Raw genomic sequence first — 15,877 nt, 5'->3', positions numbered from 1 at the left:
GTAAACACGCGTTGCCTCGAGCCTTAGCTTTTCCGTGCTTAAATGAACAAACGTTTATAGAAATTGACAATTTTGTGAACATTGTTCAGTAATATTGGGATAGATGATAAATACTTGTTTATCAGTGAAGGGGAACGCGGGAACAGTTGTGTCACGCGAGGAGTTGGTTAAGGAAGTAGTGGAGAGCATGAAAACCGAGAACGTCAGGTGGGTGATGGTCCAGTTCTTGGACGTCCCCGGAAGGTTGCAACAAATGACCTTCCCCGCGCGGGAGATACTGGACGACCCGGAGAACGCCTTCAACGTCGCCGTTGGGGGCTTTGACGGCTCCTCCATAAAGGGCTTCACTATGATTAACGAGAGCGACATGCTCTTGAGGCCCGTGCCGGAGACCTTCGCAATAATTCCGGACGACTGGCAGAGCCCTCCGGGGGTGGCCGCGGGGAGGACCGCTAGGTTCTTGGCTCAGATCTTCTGGGGAGGTTATAAGAAGGGCGAAGCGAAGAGGTTCGAGAAGGACCCGAGGTACATAGCGGAGAGGGCCGAGGAGTACCTAGCTGAGCAAGGGTACAAGGCCTACTTCGGTCCCGAAGTGGAGTTCATGATACTCAACAAAGTAATCAATGAGGTGGACAGACCTTGGAAGAAGATGCACGTGGAGGTGGTCTCTGCCGAGGCCGCGTGGAACACGGAGCTCCCGATCATAAGGTTCGAGGAAGGTTACGTGCCGGCCATACCATACGACAAGATGTTCTGGATAAGGCAAGAGATAGCTACCGTGCTCGAGGACCATTTCGGGATACAAGTGGAGGCTCACCACCACGAGGTGGCCTCCCCCGGCCAAGGCGAGATAGACTTCCGTTTCGACACGCTCACCAGAGCGGCTGACAAGGTAGTCACCTTGAAGTTCGTGGTAAAGAACGTGGCTGCCAAGTACGGCCTGGTAGCGACGTTCATGCCCAAGCCCGTCTACGCCGACAACGGAAACGGCATGCACACCCACCAGAGCTTGTGGAGCAAGGACAAAGACGAGAACTTGTTCTACGACCCCAACGACGAGTACGCGGAGCTGAGCCAGCTGGCTAGGTACTACATAGGAGGTATCTTGAAGCACGCCAGGGCGCTCAGCGCGATAGTCAACCCGACCACCTCCAGCTACAAGAGGCTGGTGCCGGGCTACGAGGCCCCCATATACATAGCTTGGAGCAAGGCCAACCGCTCCGCCATAATCAGGGTGCCGAACTACATGAGGGGAGTGCCGAAGGCGGCGAGGATAGAGTACCGCTCCCCCGACCCCAGCACCAACCCCTACTTGGCCTTCGCGGCGATGGTTGCCGCGGGCTTGGACGGCATCAAGAAGAAGATCGAGCCCCCGCCGCCGGTGGACCAGAACATATACGCCATGGACCCGAAGACGAGGAGGGAGTTGGAAGAGGTAGTGAGGAAGCAGCTCGGCACCCCCTTGCAGCTGCCGAGGACCTTGTGCGAGGCGATAGAGGAGCTGGAGAACGACCACGACTGGCTGTTCCCCATATTCACCAAGGAGATGTTGGAGACTTGGATAGAGATGAAGAAAGAGGAGTGCTTGAAGATAGAGAGCTACCCGCACCCGGCGGAGTTCTACCAGTACTTCGACATATGAGGCGTCGGAAGAGGGCCTCTCCTCACCGCTCGAGCGGCCTAGCGCTCCTCATCCGCCTTTTTAGTCCCCCAAGTTATGTCGTAGGGACCTTTCTTGATAAGGGTGCCCGAGGAACAGTACCGCTTGCTCGTGTCACTCAGCAAGGACGGAGAGGACCTCGAAACGGTGGCCAAGAAGTTAGGAAAGAGGAAGGAAGAACTCATGAGGCCCCTGGCGGAACTGGAGAAGAAGGGGTTAGTGGAGGTTGAGCGCGTCGAGGTGGAAACTTTCGAGCTTAACGAGAAGGGGAAGAAGTATCTGAGCGAAAGGTTGCCGGAGGAGAAGTTGTTAGAGATGGGGGAGTGTGTCGAGCTGAGCGAGCTCAAGTCGAAGCTCGGGCCCGAGGCGGGGGTCGCGATAGGCCTCGCTAAGCGCTTGGGGGGCGAAATAAGGGAAGGCAAGCTGTGTTACGACGCGAATGTGTTGAAGGAGTACGCCTCGAGGGTTAGGAGGTGCTTGGAGGAGGGGAGCCCCTGCGAGGAGCTCCGGAAGAGGGGGTTCTTAAGGAAGGTCAAGGTGAAGAAGATAATAATAAAACCTTCGGAGTTGGCCTTGAAGGCCTTGGAGCGCGGGGAGCTAGTCCCGAGTAAGACGGTTACCGCCCTAACTAGGAAGGACTTAATAGAGGGGACTTGGAAAGACGCCGAGTTCAAGAAGTTTGACTTGAGCGTGGAGTTCCCCGCGAGGCTTCCCAAGAGGAGGCACCCGCTATTGGAGTTCCACGAGTACGTGAAGGAGGTCTTGGTATCTATGGGGTTCGAGGAGGTCGTGGGGGACTACGTAACCAACGCCTTCTGGAACTTCGACGTGCTCTTGGTCCCCCAGTTCCACCCGGCCCGCTCGGAGACAGACGTGTTCTACGCGTCCGGGGCCCGGGTGCCTCCCCCGCCCGAGGGGCTCTTGGAGGAGGTCGCGGAGGTGCACCGGGAGATGTGGGGCTACTGGAGGGCCGAAGTTGCGTTGAAGGTCCTCTTGAGGACCCACACCACCGTGGTAAGCGCGCAGACCATGTACTCCCGTGGGGGAGGGGAGTACAGAGCGTTCTCCTTGGACAGGGTGTTTAGGTCAGAGACATTGGACCCGACGCACTCCATGGAGTTCCACCAGCTCGAGGGGATAATAGTGGGGAAGGAGGTGTCGTTCAAGCACTTGTTGGGCTTCTTCAAGGAGTTCGCTAAGAAGCTCGGCTTGGGGGAGGTCAAGTTCAAGCCGGCTTACTTCCCCTTTACCGAGCCCTCCGTGGAGGGCTTCGTCAAGCACCCTGAGCTGGGCTGGGTCGAGGTCTTCCCGGGAGGGATGTTCAGGCCGGAGATGTTGAAGCCGTTGGGCCTCGGGGACTTCTCCGTGGCGGCTTGGGGGATAGGGATAGACAGGCTCGCCATGCTGGCCTTGGGGCTCTCTGACATAAGGGACTTGTACTCCAACGACTTGATAAAGCTGAGGAAGGTGAAGCCTATAAAGGGCCTGTGGTCGGGGAAGGCGTTATTTTGATTCCTTTACATCCCCCAGGGGAGAGGCTTGCCAGTAGTCACGGTCAAGCTGTGGGACTTGGAGCGCCTCGCCCGAGGGCCTCTGTCCGAGGACCTCCGGCCGGTCCTAGAGGCTCTGAAGCTGGAAGTGGAGGAGCTGGGTACGGAGGAGCTTACCTACGAGGCTCCCCACGACAGGGCGGACTTGTTCTCCGCCGAGGGCTTGGGGAGGGCCTTGGGAGTGTTCTTGGGTTACAGAGAGCCCCCGCGCTACGAGGCCGAGGACGGGAGGGTAAAGCTAGACATCACGCGGGCGCCGAGGTACAGGCCCTACGCCTTCGGCGCCGTGGTCAAGAACTTAGAGCTGGACGACGAAGCGATAAGGCAGCTGTTCCAGCTCCAAGAGAAGCTTGCCATAAGCTACGGCAACAAGAGGGAGATCGTGTCCATAGGTCTCTACGACTTGGACAAGCTGAACCCCCGGTGGGAGGAGGGGCTGGTCATAGAGTACAAGTCCTTGAGCGAAGGGAGGATGGTACCCTTGGGCTACTCGGAGGAGATGACCTTCGAGGAGGTGCTCGAAAGGACCGAGAAAGGTAAGGAGTACGGCCACTTGGTGGTGAAGGGCCAGTACCCGGCTTTCGTCAGCGAAGGTAAGATCATGTCCTTGGCTCCCATACTTAACGCAGAAGACTACAAGGTTGATGAAAACACGAAGAACGTGTTCGTGGACGTGACCGGCACCGTGCCGGAGGTAATGCTGAGGGTTCTGGACGTCATGGTTACTTCCTTGGCTGAGCGTTCCCCCCGACCGGAGCTCCAGAGGGTGGAGGTGATAGGCGCTAACATGAAGACTCCCAGGCTGAAGTACAGGAAAGTGAGGCTGGACAAGGAGGCGATAAAGAGGGTGGCAGGCTTCGAACTGGAGGACGTAGAGGGGCTGTTGAGGAAGATGGGCCTCTTCGTGGAGGGGGAGTGGGCGGTGGCGCCGCCCTACCGGATAGACGTGTTCTCCGAGGTGGACTTGGCGGAGGACGCACTCTCCGCTTACGGTTACAACAAGGTCCCCGCCGAGGCGCTGCCCCCCACCCACTGGGGCTCCCGGGACTACTTCAAGGACTACTTGGCGAGGATCCTGACCTCCATGGGTTTAGAGGAGGTGTTCAACTTTGCCTTAATAGACGGGGAGCTGGTGGAGGAGCTTTTGGGAGTGGAGCCGGTGAAGGTACTAAACCCCAGGCTGAAGAGCTACTCCGCCCTCCGCCCGAGCTTGGTGCCTTCCTTGTTGCTGGCGGTCAAGCAGAACCAAGAGGCCTTGTCGAGGGTCGAGGTCTTCGAGGTGGGGCCGGTGGTCCTCAAGGACAAGACCGCTTGGAGGGTGGGCGTCGCGGTGGCAGGGGACAAGGTGACCCTAACTGACGTCGGAGCAGTCTTAAAGGGGCTCGCCCTCACCTTGGGCTTCCGGTACGCCTTGGAAGAGGTTAAGGTCAGGCCCTTCATAGAGGGGAGGGCGGCTGCTGTAATTGTCGGGGACAAGGTCGTGGGCGTGATGGGCGAGGTGCACCCGGAGTACTTACAAAAAGTGGGGGTGGAGCTCCCCACGGCGGTGTTGGAGCTGGACGTGGAAGCCTTAAGGTGACCACTGGAGCGCCAGCTCGTGGGCCTCCTCCCTTAACTCGCACAGCTCCCTGGTGTTCCTAAACCCCTTTATGCCCTCACAGCCGTTCAGCAACTTCTCCGCCCCCAGCTCGGCGCCGAACTTCCTCATGACCAGCCCCACGAAGATCGCGTTAACCAACTGTTCGTAGTTCATCTTACACTCGCCGAACTTCGACTTCACTCTCTCAAAGTCTACCTTGGAAGCCAAGGCGGCGGCCACCGCCACGGCCGAAGCCCTTCCGCAGCCCTCCTTACTGGTCACGAAGACCTTGCCCTTCTCCTTGACGGCCCTCTCTACTGCCCGCACGAAGTTTCCGAAGGGGAAGGTGGAGTTGACGCATAGGGGTTGGTGGTAGACCGTCACGTACTCTGTCTTTATGGGGTCTTCGTTAGTGTTTATCAGCAGCGCTCCTTCGTTCTCCGGCTTGTCTATTTCCGGTACTTCCACGTCCTCCAAGAAGCAGAAGTCGCTCACGCACTTCAATTCACATCTCCCCCCTTTCCGCATAAGGGAACTTTTAAGTTGGGAGGCACACGAACACGGTCTTCTTAGCCAATGATTTAAAGCCGGACTTAACTAACCACGCCTTAGCGGCCCTCACGTCCAAGTGAGAGCACCCCTTCACCTTAACTACGTAGAGGTCGTTGAGCTTTTCTATGCTCACGACCTCGCCGTTGATAGATTTGATTATGGCCTCTTCTTCGCTCATAGGGTGAGAGAAGAAAGGCAGCTTCAAGTGGAGTGCCAGCATTGGTGCTCCCGAGTATGGGTAGGCCCTCGGGGCGCTGTGACGCGCGGGCCTCAGTAGTTACCTAATACTTCTTAGATAATTCGAGCGGTTCAGTTCCGGGTCTCTCATCACCCGCTCAGAATAGGACGCCCTCATCATATTTTAATTCCCCTTGAAAGCCCCCTTGCGAGAGGTGATTTATAGGTGGCGGACAGAGCGGCGGAGCTCTTGGAGAGCGTGGAGAGGGAGTGTAAGGCCATCTCCAAAAGCGAGGAGGAGTACCGGAGGTGCCTCCAAGAGAAGCTCAAGGAGCTCCTGAGCAGCGAGGAGGCCAAGGCGATAGCTAGGGAAGCCTTGGAGGAGGAGTGAGGTCTGAGCTGACATATACGGGTTTTGTGAAGCTATATTTCTTTTACAATCACAAACACTTATATATGCCTATTTTATAAGCCCTCCTCTCCTAACCCCCACACGGGGAACGAGAAGATGAGCGTGAAGGTAGTACCCAAGAGACCCATGGTGTTGCCCCTACCGCCGGAGGACTTCGAGGAGGGAGTTTTTCCGTACGAAGAGGAAGTAGCCCTCGAGAACTAAAACACGCGTTTTTAGAGTTTGGCCCAGCTCCCTAAGAGGGGCTTAAGTGAAGGTTAATGACCTCCCAGAGGACCTACAAGCGCTCGGCGCGGCCTTCCTAATAGGCTTGGTCTCCGGCGCGGCAGTCGCTTTCTTCACGGACGTATTCGTATGGTCCAACAAGTTCAGATACGTCCTCGCTACGAATTACCCTCACCTATTCGCTCTCGTCTCCGTTTCGAGCATACTCTTCACCGCGTACTTCTTGAAGAAGTTGCTCGGCACCCTCCACGGCTCCTCCACAAGCTACGTGGTGCGCTCCTACCACGCGAAGTTGGGCTACATAGGCAAGAAGGAGCTCGCCGTTTACACGCTGGGCTCCATTACTTCAGCCTTAGGGGGCGCGGTGGTGGGCCCCGAGGGCCCCGGAATAGCGCTCGGCGCCTTCTTCGGCTACTGGCTCGCTTGGTGGTTGGGGGCGAGGGGGGAAGAGCTGAAGAGGATGGTACTGGTAGGGGCGGCGGCGGGGGTGGCCTCGGTATTTAGAGCCCCCCTAACGGCCATGGCGTTCGCAATGGAGGTGCCCTACAAGAGGGCCATAGAAGGGGGGATCTTCCTACAAGCCCTAGTCGCCACCCTCACCTCGTACTTGGTCACGGTGTTCCTCGCGGGCCCCCAGAGGCTTCTGTTGGTAAGCAGGCCCTTCAAGCCCCCCTACCCGAGCTTGGACGTGGTCCTCGCCTCCTTGGGTGTAGGGGGCACTGCGGCCGCCCTTACGTACATAATCTACTTCATTAAGCACAAGAGCGGCGAACTGTCCGACAAGTTCGTGAGGAGGAGGTACTGGTTCGTCCCGCCCCTAGCGTTGAGCTTGTTAATAATAGCGTCCACTTTCCTCGTATCCCCCTTGGTGCCGGGGGCGGGCGACTTGTTGACAGAAAAGGTGTTCAACGAGCCCGAGTCCCTCGAGGAAGAGACCTTAGCCTTGGTTGCCGTAGCCAAGTCCCTGTTGCTCCCCCTATCCTTAACTTGGGGCGCCACCGGAGGCCTCTTCATGCCTTTGGTCTCTATAGGTTCCGCCCTAGGGTTACTCTACGCCAAGTTCTTCTCCATACATACGGTTGAACCAATAATGATAGCTGGCGTCTCCTCGCTGTTCGCCTCCTCAATGAAGACCTTGCTAACTAGCGTTCTCATAGGGGTAGAGTTTTTGGGCTTCGGAGCCTTCTTCACCTCGACCGTGGCCGCCAGCGTGGGCTACTTGCTCACCTTGCCCGTAAGCTTGGTCGCCGGCCAGCTCCCGGAGCCCCAAGACATAAAGAAGAGGAGTATCATTGAGATATACTTGAAGTTAAAGGAGAAGAAGGGGTTCGAGAAGGCGTTGAGGGTGGAGGTTGAAAATATAGTTAATAAGAACGTCTTGAGGTTCACGGAGAACATGACGGTAGCGGAGGCTTTGGACTTGGCAGCCAAGGAAACCCACAACCACTACCCGGTGGTGGACGCGAACGACAAGCTCGTAGGGGAGGTGAGCTTGGAGGAGCTAATCGTCGAGGAGCCCAGTAAGAGGATAAAGGAGATAATGTACTTGCCCCGCGTAATAGTGTATAAAAAAGTTAGCATAGCTTACGTCATCGAGTTAATGATGAACAAGAGCGAGGACCACGCTATGGTCATCGACGAAAACGTTAAGTTAGTAGGCATGGTAACTAAGGCCGATTTGATAAAGTACTTGCTGAAGATCCTTAGGGAGGAAGTTAAGGGCACCTAGCCGCGGTGGGCCCTCACGGTAGCTATGGTGTTGTCCGAGATCCCGTTCTCCCTCATCAGCTCCTCGTTCACGTGTACCTCGTTCTCCGGCACTGAGGAGTCCTTTACCGCCTCGAAGACGAACTTCTTGCCGGATACAGCTATCTCGAGCTTGTCGGTTATGCCCAGCTGTTCCGCTAGGTTCGGGTTTATCTTAGCTTGAGTGGGCTTGACGTCCTTCAACCTCAGCCTTATCCTCTTCTCCCTGGCCTTGCTGGTCCTCTGCTTGAGGGCGCTGGCCGGCGGCACCAGCTTGACCAGCGCCTTTATGTCCACTTTCTTCTTCTGTTGCTCTTGTTCCTTTACTTCCTCCTTCTTCTCCTCTTCGGGCATACTCCCTTCCGGGGTCCTACTTAGGAACAAAAATAATAAAGGTTGGAGCCTCACGAGGCGTTGAGGGTCATCTTAACTATCTCCCTTATTGCCCTGACGTAGTCGCTAGGTAAGTCCTTCACGAGCGGGTCTATGAAGCCTATGGTTAGCATCTGTACAGCCTCGGGCTCGGTGAAGCCCATGGACCTCAAGTAGAACAGCTGTTCCTCGCCGAGCTTCCCTACCGTGCCCTCGTGCGCCAGCTCAGCGTCGGACGTCTTGCTTACGAGCTTCGGTATGGTCACGTTAGTGGCTTCGTCGCTCAGCAGGAGGGTGTTACAAGACTGATAGCCCTTTACTCCCTTCGCCCCCCTCTCCACGTCTATCTCGCCCAAGAACTCCTCGAAGGACTTGTCCAGCATCACGCTCCTATTTATTACAGTGGCGCTGGTCCTCGGAGCCTCCATCTTAACGAAGGAGCCGCTCCAAGACCTCATCTCCTTCTTTAGTAGCGCTACGTTGTTGAAGGAGAGCTTGGCCCCCTCGCCGACCAACCTTATGGTGGGCCTCATGCCTATCTTGGTCCCTCCGAAGCTCACCCCGAGCTCTTCCAGAGTTCCCCTCTCCTTCACTATCGCGCCCTTGACCGGCACGTGTACTACGTCGCCCAGCCAGTCTTGGAGGCTGGAGACCCTCAGCCTAGCGCCCCTCTCAACGAAGAACTCGCTGCCGCCCAAGTGTACGCTGAAGGGCGCCGGGATGGGGACTATACAGCCCTCTATGAAGTGTACGTAGCTTCCCTCGTCTGCTATTATCATGGTGTGTTCCGTCTGTGCCAGTTGTTCCTCCGTTATCACGAAGAACGCTTGGACCGGGAAGGGTACCCTGACCCTCGGCGGGACGTACATGAAGGTCCCTCCCCTCCGGAGGGCGGCGTGGAGGGCGGCCAGCTTGTGGGCCTCCGGCCTCTGGGCGGAGTGGAGCCTCTCCTTCACGAATTCCTCGTGTTCCCTCACGGCCTCGTCCATCGATTTGAGTATCACTCCCTTCCTCATGAGGTCCCTCTTCTGCGCCTCATAGACCACGTTCTCGTTAACCATCACCGTAACTCCGGCCAGCGCGCTCTGCTCTATGTCCGGCACTCCTATCCTCTCGAGTAAGGCCTTGTACCAGTCCGGTATCTCGCCCTCCCCGGGCTTCACGAACTCCTCCTCCGCCGCTTTAGCGGCGAAGGCCTCCAAGTCGAAGTCTTCGGGCATCCACGGCGGCGCTGGGACCTTTGGGTAGAGCTCTGCAGCCTTCAGTCTGAGCCTCAGCGCCCACTCGGGCTCCTTCAGTTTCTTGGATATCTCTTCCGCGTAGTACTTAATTATCTGGACCTCGTTCATGCTACCACCCCCGCGAAGCCCTTTTCTTCAATAACTTCGAGGATCTCGGGCCCCCCGCTCTTGACTATCCTCCCGTCTATCATAACGTGGACCAGATGGGGCTTAACGTATTTCAAGATGTTCCTGTAGTGGGTTATGACCAAAACTCCGGCGTTCTGGGAGAGCAGCCACTTTATTCCGTCCGCAATCCTCTTGATGCTTTCTACGTCGACGCCGGAATCGGGCTCATCCATTACGACTATCTTAGGTCTCATGGCTATTACCCTCGCCAAGTCGAACCTCTTCCTCTCCCCTCCGCTGAAGCCCACGTTGACGTACCGGAAGGCCATGTCGCTCGGCAGCCCTACCCTGCGCAACAAGTCTTCCACGCTATCCTTGCAGCCGTACAAGCCCTTGAGCCTCTCGAGCAGCTCCGCCACCCTTATCCCCTCCAGCTCCGGCGGGTGCTGGAGGAGCACCGCGAGCCCCTTCTTCGCCCTCTCCTCTGGGGGGAGGTCCTTGATACTCTCCCCGTCTAATAGTATGTCACCCTTGACCACCTTGTACCCCGGGTAGCCGGCCAAGGTCATTGCCAAGGTGCTCTTTCCCGCGCCGTTGGGCCCCACTAAGGCGTGGAACTCGCCCCTCGGGAGCTTGAGGTTTACCCCCTTTAGTATGGTCTTATTCCCGACGCTGACCCATAGGTCAACCACTTCGAGGCCCTGCAACTCGCGCATCCGGAGCCCCGCTACGGCAGATGGGGTAAATGGATAGTGGGGTTGGGGGAGCAACTCTTCCTCATGAGGTTCAGCTAAAACCGGGCTCCTCATCCCCGAGTGGATATTAGCTTTTCCGCCCCTCCTACGTTCAAGTAAACTATGTCTACATCGTTCTCAGAGGCAACCCTAATTATCTCTTTTTCCAATTCCTCCATCTTGGGCTTGTACTCAGCCGGGAGGTAGACCAAGCTAATTATTTTACCGTCCTCGGTGGAGCCCGTGGCCACGGCGTAAGAGTCCACTTCGCTGGTTTCCAAGAAGATTATGAGTGCGTGGGATATGGACTTGTAAGTGGCCCACTCGTCCGTTAAGTTGTTCAACAAGTCCGTCGGGAGCTTGGGCTCCCTCGCGGCTATCTCTTCCGCCCGGGCCCTCGGGAGGGGCGGGGCCCGGACTACTTTCACAGCCTCGTACCTTTCAACCTCTTCCTTAACCTCAACTTTCGAGAGCTCTTCGAGCTTCTCGATCAATTCCTTGGGGAACTCGTAACACTCGCCCACGACCCTTTCTACCTCGGCCTCGGGCGCGTAGCTCTTGAGGTCGACGTTAGAAGCGACCAGCTCGCCCTCACACACTAACGCCTCTACTACGTCCCATTTGTCGTTTACCAGCCCTATGTTTATTATTATGTGACGACAGCCGGAAGGCCCGGCCAAGTCCTTGACGCTCTCCTCTAAGCTCGCGTAAGCGTTGGACGGGAGCAGCTTCGTAGTCACCTCTTTTTCGTTGACCATTAACGCGGCCTGCACTAGGGGGTGTCTCAAGTCCACCATGACCTCTCCCTCATAGGCGCTCCACGTTCCAAGAGACCACGAGGGCGTCGCTCTTAAGGCTCTTAACGAGCTCAACGAACTTCTTGCCCTTCTCCTCCTCCTCTATCACGACGACTATTACCGGCTTGTCCCCGTAGCCGTGGAACGGGTCTATCTCGCTGGTGCCCTTGTGTTTGCCGTAGCCTGTATAACCCTTTATTATAGTCATGCCAGATATCCCCATTTCTTTAGCCTTCTCCATAATCACCTTGTGCAAGGGAACGTCCTCGTACACGTCGCCCTCGCTGAGGAACACGGCGAAGGCCTTCATCCGCGCCGCCGGTTTTAAGCGATCGAACCATTTCTAATAAACTTCCGCGCTTCTGCCAAAATTACCGTGGCGAAGAGCTTTTTCTCGAACTCAGGGCTGTTGATGATAACTTTCTCCAACCTCTCGTCCAGCTCCGCCCCGCCGTCTAAGAACAAGCGCACCTTCTCGGAGGGGAAGAGCTTCACGTCCAGCTCCCCGTCATCCGGGCCCTTGGAGGCGGCCCTCATCGCGGCCGAGTCGAAGAGGTCGCTCGCCTCGAAGGAGGCCCTAAGCGCCTCCAGCGCCCCCAAGCGGCCGTAGACCTTGGATAGCACGTACACGTAGCGCTTCTCCCAGAGCCTCGGGAGGGCTCCCTCCAGCTTGTGGTTCAAGTAGTGTTCGTACACGGAGGCTATCAAGTACTTCACGGCCTCGTCGCCGGCCGAGGGGTCGTAAACTACCCGCTTGCCGTCGTAAGCGGCCGGCACAGTTACCTCCTCGCACTCGAAGGAGTTCCAATACTCCTCGGAGACCTCTATCCAACCCTTAACCTTGTCCAGCCCCTCCCCCGCGGGGACCTCGGGGAGCTCGGAGGGCAAGCAGACCTTCGGGCTCCCCTCCTTGAACTTCAAGTCCCACGCCCTCAAGTGCCTTTGCACAGCCTTGAGCGCCTCGAAGGCCCTCAAGTTCCCCCCCGCGCCCCTCGGGCTTACGGCTATTGAGTAGAATAGTCCTTAAACCTCGAGGGCGTGAGGAGGCAGGGGTAAGGGCTTGGCCAGCGACCTCAAGACGTTAAACGAACAGTTTGAGAAGTTCCTCAAGAACTTGGAGAAGGTAGAGAAGGAGGTCAAAGAGTCCATAAGGGGCGCCGAGGAGGAGGCCGGGGGCGTGGTCGCGGAGGCCGCCAAGCTCGCGGAGGAGATGGAGGCGGAGTACAAGAAGAAGTTGGACGAGCTCAAGGAGTCCCTAAACCAACAGCTGGCGGCCTCGCTTCAGAGCTACCGGGAGGAGGCCGCTAGGAGGCTCCAAGAGTTGCTCAACGAGCTGGAGAGGAAGTTCGAGAGCAACAAGGACAAGGCGGTCGAGGCGGTCTTGAGCGCCCTGTTCGGGTGAGCGCGTTGCCGGCGGAGCTGATCTCTCCCACGGCCCTCGTTTACATGTACAGAGGGCAGATACTCGATAAAGAGAAGGAGCTCAGCTTGCTCACCGCCTCCACCCCGGAGGAGGTGCAGAACGCGCTCAGGGGAACTTGGCTCGAGGGGGTAGCGGTAGAGGAGGCCAGCTCGGAGGAGCTGGAGAGGCTCGCGTGCCAGAAGTACTACGAGATACTGATGAAGCTCAGAGGCTACGTGCCCTCATACAACTTGAAGCTGATGATAGACAACTTAGTGGACTGGCTCAGGGCAAGGGACGTGATGTTAATAGTGAGGGCCGCCGTCTCGGGGAAGGACTTGAAGGAGGTTGAGGGCTTCCTCCTATTTAAGGACGATCCGGTAGTGTCGACCACCCTCTTGGTGATAAAGGAGAGGGGCTTGGAGGGCTTAGCTCAAGCTCTGAAGGGCTTCAAGATGGCTTCTTACATAGAACAAGCGGTGGAGATGTACCGCAGCTACAAGGACTTGTCGGCCTTCGTGCTGGCTATGGACGTCATGTTGCTGAAGTCTATGTATAACGTAATAACCAGGATAGGAAAGAGCATGAACGTGGGCACCAGCAAGATAGAGATAAGCAAGCTCCTCTGTCCGGAAATAGACGCTCTCGCCGTCACCCTCGTAGGGAGGGCCATCCTAAAGGGCTTGAAGCTGCCCGCGGAGCCGCCGGCGTGCGACCAAGACCTCGTGAGGGCCTTGGTCCAAGCCAAGCCGGACGAGGTGGTCCCGCTGCTCCGGAGGACCCCTTACGGCGAGGGCGTCCCCGAGGACCCGTACGAGGCTCTAGCCAAGGTTAGGGTTAACGCCATGAGGGTTCAGCGCAAGAGGGCCCTAGCGGCCTTCTCGGGCTACCCCTTCAGGGTGGCCGTCTTGTTAGCCTTACTGATATTGCTGAGGCTCGACGCGAGGGACGTAGCCACGATAATGACTGGTAAAAAGCTTGGCTTGGACCCCTCCAAGATAGCTGAGAACTTGAGCTACGAGCTCTTCTAACCCTTTTATTTCTCTTCCTTACCGCCCTTTATCCTGTCCATGTAAGCGGCCACGGGCTTCCCTCCCTTAATCTCTATCACTACCGCGAAGCCCGGCAACTCCTTGAGCTTTTCCGCTATGCTCTCCAGCACGGATATCGCGTTCTTAAGCTCGTTTATCTCGCTCATGGCTTTTGTTAACAAGTTGTAAACTTTCAGGGGGTTAGGCCTTATGTAGAGGGGTACCCCCTCTATTGAGAGCTTTAAGGTCGCGTCCCCCTCTTGTATGCTCGCCCCCATCTTCTTGAGCACCTCGAGCTCTGCCACCTCCTCTTCGTAGCTCTCAATAAGCTTCTTGACGACCATTTCCCTCTCCTCGAGCTCATCCTTCAACTTTTCGATGTACTCCTTAAGCTTCTCTGAGCTGTCGAAAGCGAGGACCTCAGCCATCCTTTAGCACCCTTTCCTCAATGTCCTTTATTCTCCGCTCCCTCCTAAGTACTTTTCCCCTAGGACAACAAGGGTTAAAGTGTCAACCACTTGCTCCTTGTCCCTTAAGAGGGGGATGAGCAAGTCCTTCACCTCCTCTTGGGGGCCGGTTAGCGCCGTCAACACCAAGTCGTAGGGGCCCGCGACGTACTCTATGCTAACTATGTTGCTCTTCAAAGAGGAGGCCTTCTCTGCGATTTCCTTTTCGAAGCCCGGCTTAGTCTTTATCAGTATGTAACTCTTCATAGTGAACTCGGCCCTCTCCGTCGCGGCTATTGCTATGTCCCTCGTAAACGCGTAGTTGTTGTCGTTCATCACGAACCTTATCTTGTTCAGCTTCATGAGTATAGAGGCGTTCCTCAAGTTCATCTCCGGCGGGACGTAGATGACCCGCTCGGCCCTCTCGCTGGGCTTGGTGGAGTCCAGCAAGGCCCTTATGACGCTCCTCTCGGATATGAGCTTGCCCCCGGCCAGCGCGCCGTCCACCTTCTTCGAGGCGAAGTACCTAGCGGCGCTGGGCACGCTGTCCTCCACTTCCTCCGCGGGCTTCATGGCGTCCCCTATCCTGCCCGCGAGGGGGTGGAGGACCTTGGGTATGGCCTCGTAAACCACGTCCGTGGAGCTTATAACTCCTATGACCCTCCCGTCGTCGTCCGTCACCGGCATCCTCCTAACTTTGTACGCGCCGAACAGCTGCAAGACGAGCCTTACTGGAACGTCCTTGTGTACCACGACGGTGGTTTTCTTCATCAAGTCCTTGACCGGTATTTGCGCTATGTCCTTCCCCTCTGCAACCGCCCTAAGCACGTCCCTCTCGGTCATTATCCCGCTCAAGGTGCCGTCGTCTGAGAGTATCAACACCGCGCCGTACTCGTGCTCTACCATCTTCTTCGCGGCCTCTAAGACCGGCTCCTCCGGGTCGGCAACCGGGAAAACTTTCCTCATAATGTCCTTAGCCGTAAGCGACGTCATGACTCTCTAAGGACGGGTAGGCAACCAATAGATTAAAGGTTTGTGTAGGAGCGAGCGCGGACGCGACGTCATGTACTTCGTTTACTTGGTAGGGACCGCGGGCTCTGGAAAGACTAGCATGACCAAGACGTTGGGCGACTGGATAGAGGACCACGAGATGAGCGCTTGCAGGGTTAACTTGGACCCCGCCGTGGAGGTCCTCCCCTACGCTCCGGACGTAGACGTGCGGGAGTACGTCAATTACAAAGAGCTCTTGAAGGAGGGGCTGGGGCCTAACGGAGCCTTGGTCAAGTCCGTGGACTTGATGCTCCTTTATGCGGACCAGCTCAGGGCGAGCATAGAGGAGACCGAGAGCAATTACGTAATAGTGGACACGCCCGGACAGCTGGAGCTCTTCGCGTATAGGAAGAGTACGCTGGAGCTATTCAAAAAGATAACTGCTAACGACAAGGCAGTCCTAGTTTACCTAATAGACCCTTCGCTCTTCATAAGCGAGGGTTCCGCGGATCCCTACTCCTTCACCTCCGCGCTGCTGCTGGGCCTGAGCGTGACGGCCAGAATGAAGGTTCCGCTGATACACGTCATAAGCAAGTCCGATTTATTGAGCGAGGAAATTATAAACGTAATAGATTCTTGGTTGGAGGACTTGGGGTCCTTGGCGATGAGCTTGGGAGACGCTCCCCCCGCGCTCGCGAGGGTGGTAGAAGCTCTAGAGGAGGCCGGGTTGGGCGAGGTGCTCTTCGCGTCTTCTCTAACCGAAGAAGGGCTTGACAATATATACGCCGCGGTGCAGCGCGCTCTGGCGGGAGGAGAGGACTACGCAACGGAGGAGCCTTCCGCGAGGTTGTGAAT

Annotated in this window: 18 protein-coding genes; 8 read left to right on the top strand and 10 right to left on the bottom strand. The window is 56.9% G+C overall.

What is annotated here, in order from left to right:
• Positions 1 to 148: 148 nt before the first annotated feature.
• From glnA to pheT, 3 genes are all read left to right on the top strand, one after another.
• The gene (gene glnA / locus IGNI_RS06325) at positions 149 to 1,642 is read left to right on the top strand and encodes a type I glutamate--ammonia ligase (protein WP_012123368.1); all 1,494 of its coding nucleotides are present in this window, start codon (positions 149 to 151) and stop codon (positions 1,640 to 1,642) included.
• A gap of 102 nt (positions 1,643 to 1,744) precedes the next feature.
• Positions 1,745 to 3,172 (top strand): phenylalanine--tRNA ligase subunit alpha, encoded by a 1,428-nt coding sequence (pheS, locus tag IGNI_RS06320; RefSeq protein ID WP_238374131.1) that lies wholly within the window; start codon positions 1,745 to 1,747, stop codon positions 3,170 to 3,172.
• Between the two features lie 27 nt (positions 3,173 to 3,199).
• Positions 3,200 to 4,789: a phenylalanine--tRNA ligase subunit beta gene (gene pheT / locus IGNI_RS06315; RefSeq protein ID WP_012123366.1), complete on the top strand. Its 1,590-nt coding sequence runs from the start codon at positions 3,200 to 3,202 to the stop codon at positions 4,787 to 4,789.
• Here pheT and IGNI_RS06310 read toward each other — a convergent pair.
• Both IGNI_RS06310 and IGNI_RS06305 read right to left on the bottom strand, forming a co-directional pair.
• The gene (locus tag IGNI_RS06310; RefSeq protein ID WP_012123365.1) at positions 4,781 to 5,293 is read right to left on the bottom strand and encodes a hypothetical protein; all 513 of its coding nucleotides are present in this window, start codon (positions 5,291 to 5,293) and stop codon (positions 4,781 to 4,783) included. The genes pheT and IGNI_RS06310 overlap by 9 nt on opposite strands.
• 34 nt (positions 5,294 to 5,327) lie before the next feature.
• Positions 5,328 to 5,561 (bottom strand): hypothetical protein, encoded by a 234-nt coding sequence (locus IGNI_RS06305; protein ID WP_012123364.1) that lies wholly within the window; start codon positions 5,559 to 5,561, stop codon positions 5,328 to 5,330.
• 183 nt (positions 5,562 to 5,744) lie between these two features.
• Between IGNI_RS06305 and IGNI_RS07825 the strand changes: the two genes are divergently transcribed.
• Positions 5,745 to 5,909, top strand: coding sequence for a hypothetical protein (locus IGNI_RS07825; protein WP_012123363.1), 165 nt, complete (start codon positions 5,745 to 5,747; stop codon positions 5,907 to 5,909).
• A 271-nt stretch (positions 5,910 to 6,180) separates the two neighbouring features.
• Positions 6,181 to 7,884, top strand: coding sequence for a chloride channel protein (locus IGNI_RS06300; RefSeq protein WP_012123362.1), 1,704 nt, complete (start codon positions 6,181 to 6,183; stop codon positions 7,882 to 7,884).
• Here the strand turns inward: IGNI_RS06300 and IGNI_RS06295 are convergent.
• The 6 genes from IGNI_RS06295 to IGNI_RS06270 all read right to left on the bottom strand — a co-directional run bounded on the left by IGNI_RS06295 (position 7,881) and on the right by IGNI_RS06270 (position 12,128).
• Complete coding sequence (locus tag IGNI_RS06295; RefSeq protein WP_148202276.1) at positions 7,881 to 8,255, bottom strand: hypothetical protein; 375 nt, start codon at positions 8,253 to 8,255, stop codon at positions 7,881 to 7,883. The genes IGNI_RS06300 and IGNI_RS06295 overlap by 4 nt on opposite strands.
• 50 nt (positions 8,256 to 8,305) lie before the next feature.
• Complete coding sequence (sufB, locus tag IGNI_RS06290; protein WP_012123360.1) at positions 8,306 to 9,622, bottom strand: Fe-S cluster assembly protein SufB; 1,317 nt, start codon at positions 9,620 to 9,622, stop codon at positions 8,306 to 8,308.
• Positions 9,619 to 10,338, bottom strand: coding sequence for a Fe-S cluster assembly ATPase SufC (gene sufC, locus IGNI_RS06285; protein ID WP_012123359.1), 720 nt, complete (start codon positions 10,336 to 10,338; stop codon positions 9,619 to 9,621). The genes sufB and sufC overlap by 4 nt, the downstream gene beginning before the upstream one ends.
• Before the next feature lie 89 nt (positions 10,339 to 10,427).
• Positions 10,428 to 11,153, bottom strand: a complete 726-nt coding sequence (locus tag IGNI_RS06280; protein ID WP_052570310.1) for a hypothetical protein — start codon at positions 11,151 to 11,153, stop codon at positions 10,428 to 10,430.
• A 10-nt stretch (positions 11,154 to 11,163) separates the two neighbouring features.
• Positions 11,164 to 11,463 (bottom strand): DUF190 domain-containing protein, encoded by a 300-nt coding sequence (locus IGNI_RS06275; RefSeq protein WP_012123357.1) that lies wholly within the window; start codon positions 11,461 to 11,463, stop codon positions 11,164 to 11,166.
• 14 nt (positions 11,464 to 11,477) lie between these two features.
• On the bottom strand, positions 11,478 to 12,128 hold the full coding sequence (locus tag IGNI_RS06270; protein WP_012123356.1) for a hypothetical protein: 651 nt from the start codon (positions 12,126 to 12,128) through the stop codon (positions 11,478 to 11,480).
• 85 nt (positions 12,129 to 12,213) lie between these two features.
• On the opposite strand from IGNI_RS06270, the gene IGNI_RS06265 reads away from it, so the two are divergent.
• Positions 12,214 to 12,555: a hypothetical protein gene (locus IGNI_RS06265; protein WP_012123355.1), complete on the top strand. Its 342-nt coding sequence runs from the start codon at positions 12,214 to 12,216 to the stop codon at positions 12,553 to 12,555.
• A gap of 5 nt (positions 12,556 to 12,560) precedes the next feature.
• Positions 12,561 to 13,586 (top strand): V0D/AC39 family V-type ATPase subunit, encoded by a 1,026-nt coding sequence (locus tag IGNI_RS06260; protein ID WP_012123354.1) that lies wholly within the window; start codon positions 12,561 to 12,563, stop codon positions 13,584 to 13,586.
• A 5-nt stretch (positions 13,587 to 13,591) separates the two neighbouring features.
• Here IGNI_RS06260 and IGNI_RS06255 read toward each other — a convergent pair whose 3' ends face one another.
• Together IGNI_RS06255 and IGNI_RS06250 are read right to left on the bottom strand one after the other, a co-directional pair.
• The gene (locus tag IGNI_RS06255) at positions 13,592 to 14,014 is read right to left on the bottom strand and encodes a hypothetical protein (protein WP_012123353.1); all 423 of its coding nucleotides are present in this window, start codon (positions 14,012 to 14,014) and stop codon (positions 13,592 to 13,594) included.
• A gap of 27 nt (positions 14,015 to 14,041) precedes the next feature.
• Positions 14,042 to 14,998, bottom strand: a complete 957-nt coding sequence (locus IGNI_RS06250) for a CBS domain-containing protein (protein ID WP_187145957.1) — start codon at positions 14,996 to 14,998, stop codon at positions 14,042 to 14,044.
• Positions 14,999 to 15,095: 97 nt separating this feature from the next.
• Between IGNI_RS06250 and IGNI_RS06245 the strand changes: the two genes are divergently transcribed.
• Positions 15,096 to 15,875: an ATP/GTP-binding protein gene (locus IGNI_RS06245; protein WP_148202275.1), complete on the top strand. Its 780-nt coding sequence runs from the start codon at positions 15,096 to 15,098 to the stop codon at positions 15,873 to 15,875.
• Positions 15,876 to 15,877 lie beyond the last annotated feature (2 nt).

It is taken from the genome of Ignicoccus hospitalis KIN4/I (assembly GCF_000017945.1).
GTDB lineage: Archaea > Thermoproteota > Thermoprotei_A > Sulfolobales > Ignicoccaceae > Ignicoccus > Ignicoccus hospitalis.
Note: the sequence above shows the minus strand (reverse complement) of the source record. Positions and strands in the feature narration are given on the sequence as shown.

Bases quoted from the DNA above. Each gene is read 5' to 3' on its own strand.
- IGNI_RS06305 (WP_012123364.1), bottom strand. From the start codon at position 5,561: ATGCTGGCACTCCACTTGAAGCTGCCTTTCTTCTCTCACCCTATGAGC.
- IGNI_RS06255 (WP_012123353.1), bottom strand. From the start codon at position 14,014: ATGGCTGAGGTCCTCGCTTTCGACAGCTCAGAGAAGCTTAAGGAGTAC.
- IGNI_RS06250 (WP_187145957.1), bottom strand. From the start codon at position 14,998: ATGAGGAAAGTTTTCCCGGTTGCCGACCCGGAGGAGCCGGTCTTAGAG.
- IGNI_RS06245 (WP_148202275.1), top strand. From the start codon at position 15,096: ATGTACTTCGTTTACTTGGTAGGGACCGCGGGCTCTGGAAAGACTAGC.
- IGNI_RS06295 (WP_148202276.1), bottom strand. From the start codon at position 8,255: ATGCCCGAAGAGGAGAAGAAGGAGGAAGTAAAGGAACAAGAGCAACAG.
- IGNI_RS06280 (WP_052570310.1), bottom strand. From the start codon at position 11,153: ATGGTGGACTTGAGACACCCCCTAGTGCAGGCCGCGTTAATGGTCAAC.
- IGNI_RS06275 (WP_012123357.1), bottom strand. From the start codon at position 11,463: ATGAAGGCCTTCGCCGTGTTCCTCAGCGAGGGCGACGTGTACGAGGAC.
- sufB (WP_012123360.1), bottom strand. From the start codon at position 9,622: ATGAACGAGGTCCAGATAATTAAGTACTACGCGGAAGAGATATCCAAG.
- sufC (WP_012123359.1), bottom strand. From the start codon at position 10,338: ATGCGCGAGTTGCAGGGCCTCGAAGTGGTTGACCTATGGGTCAGCGTC.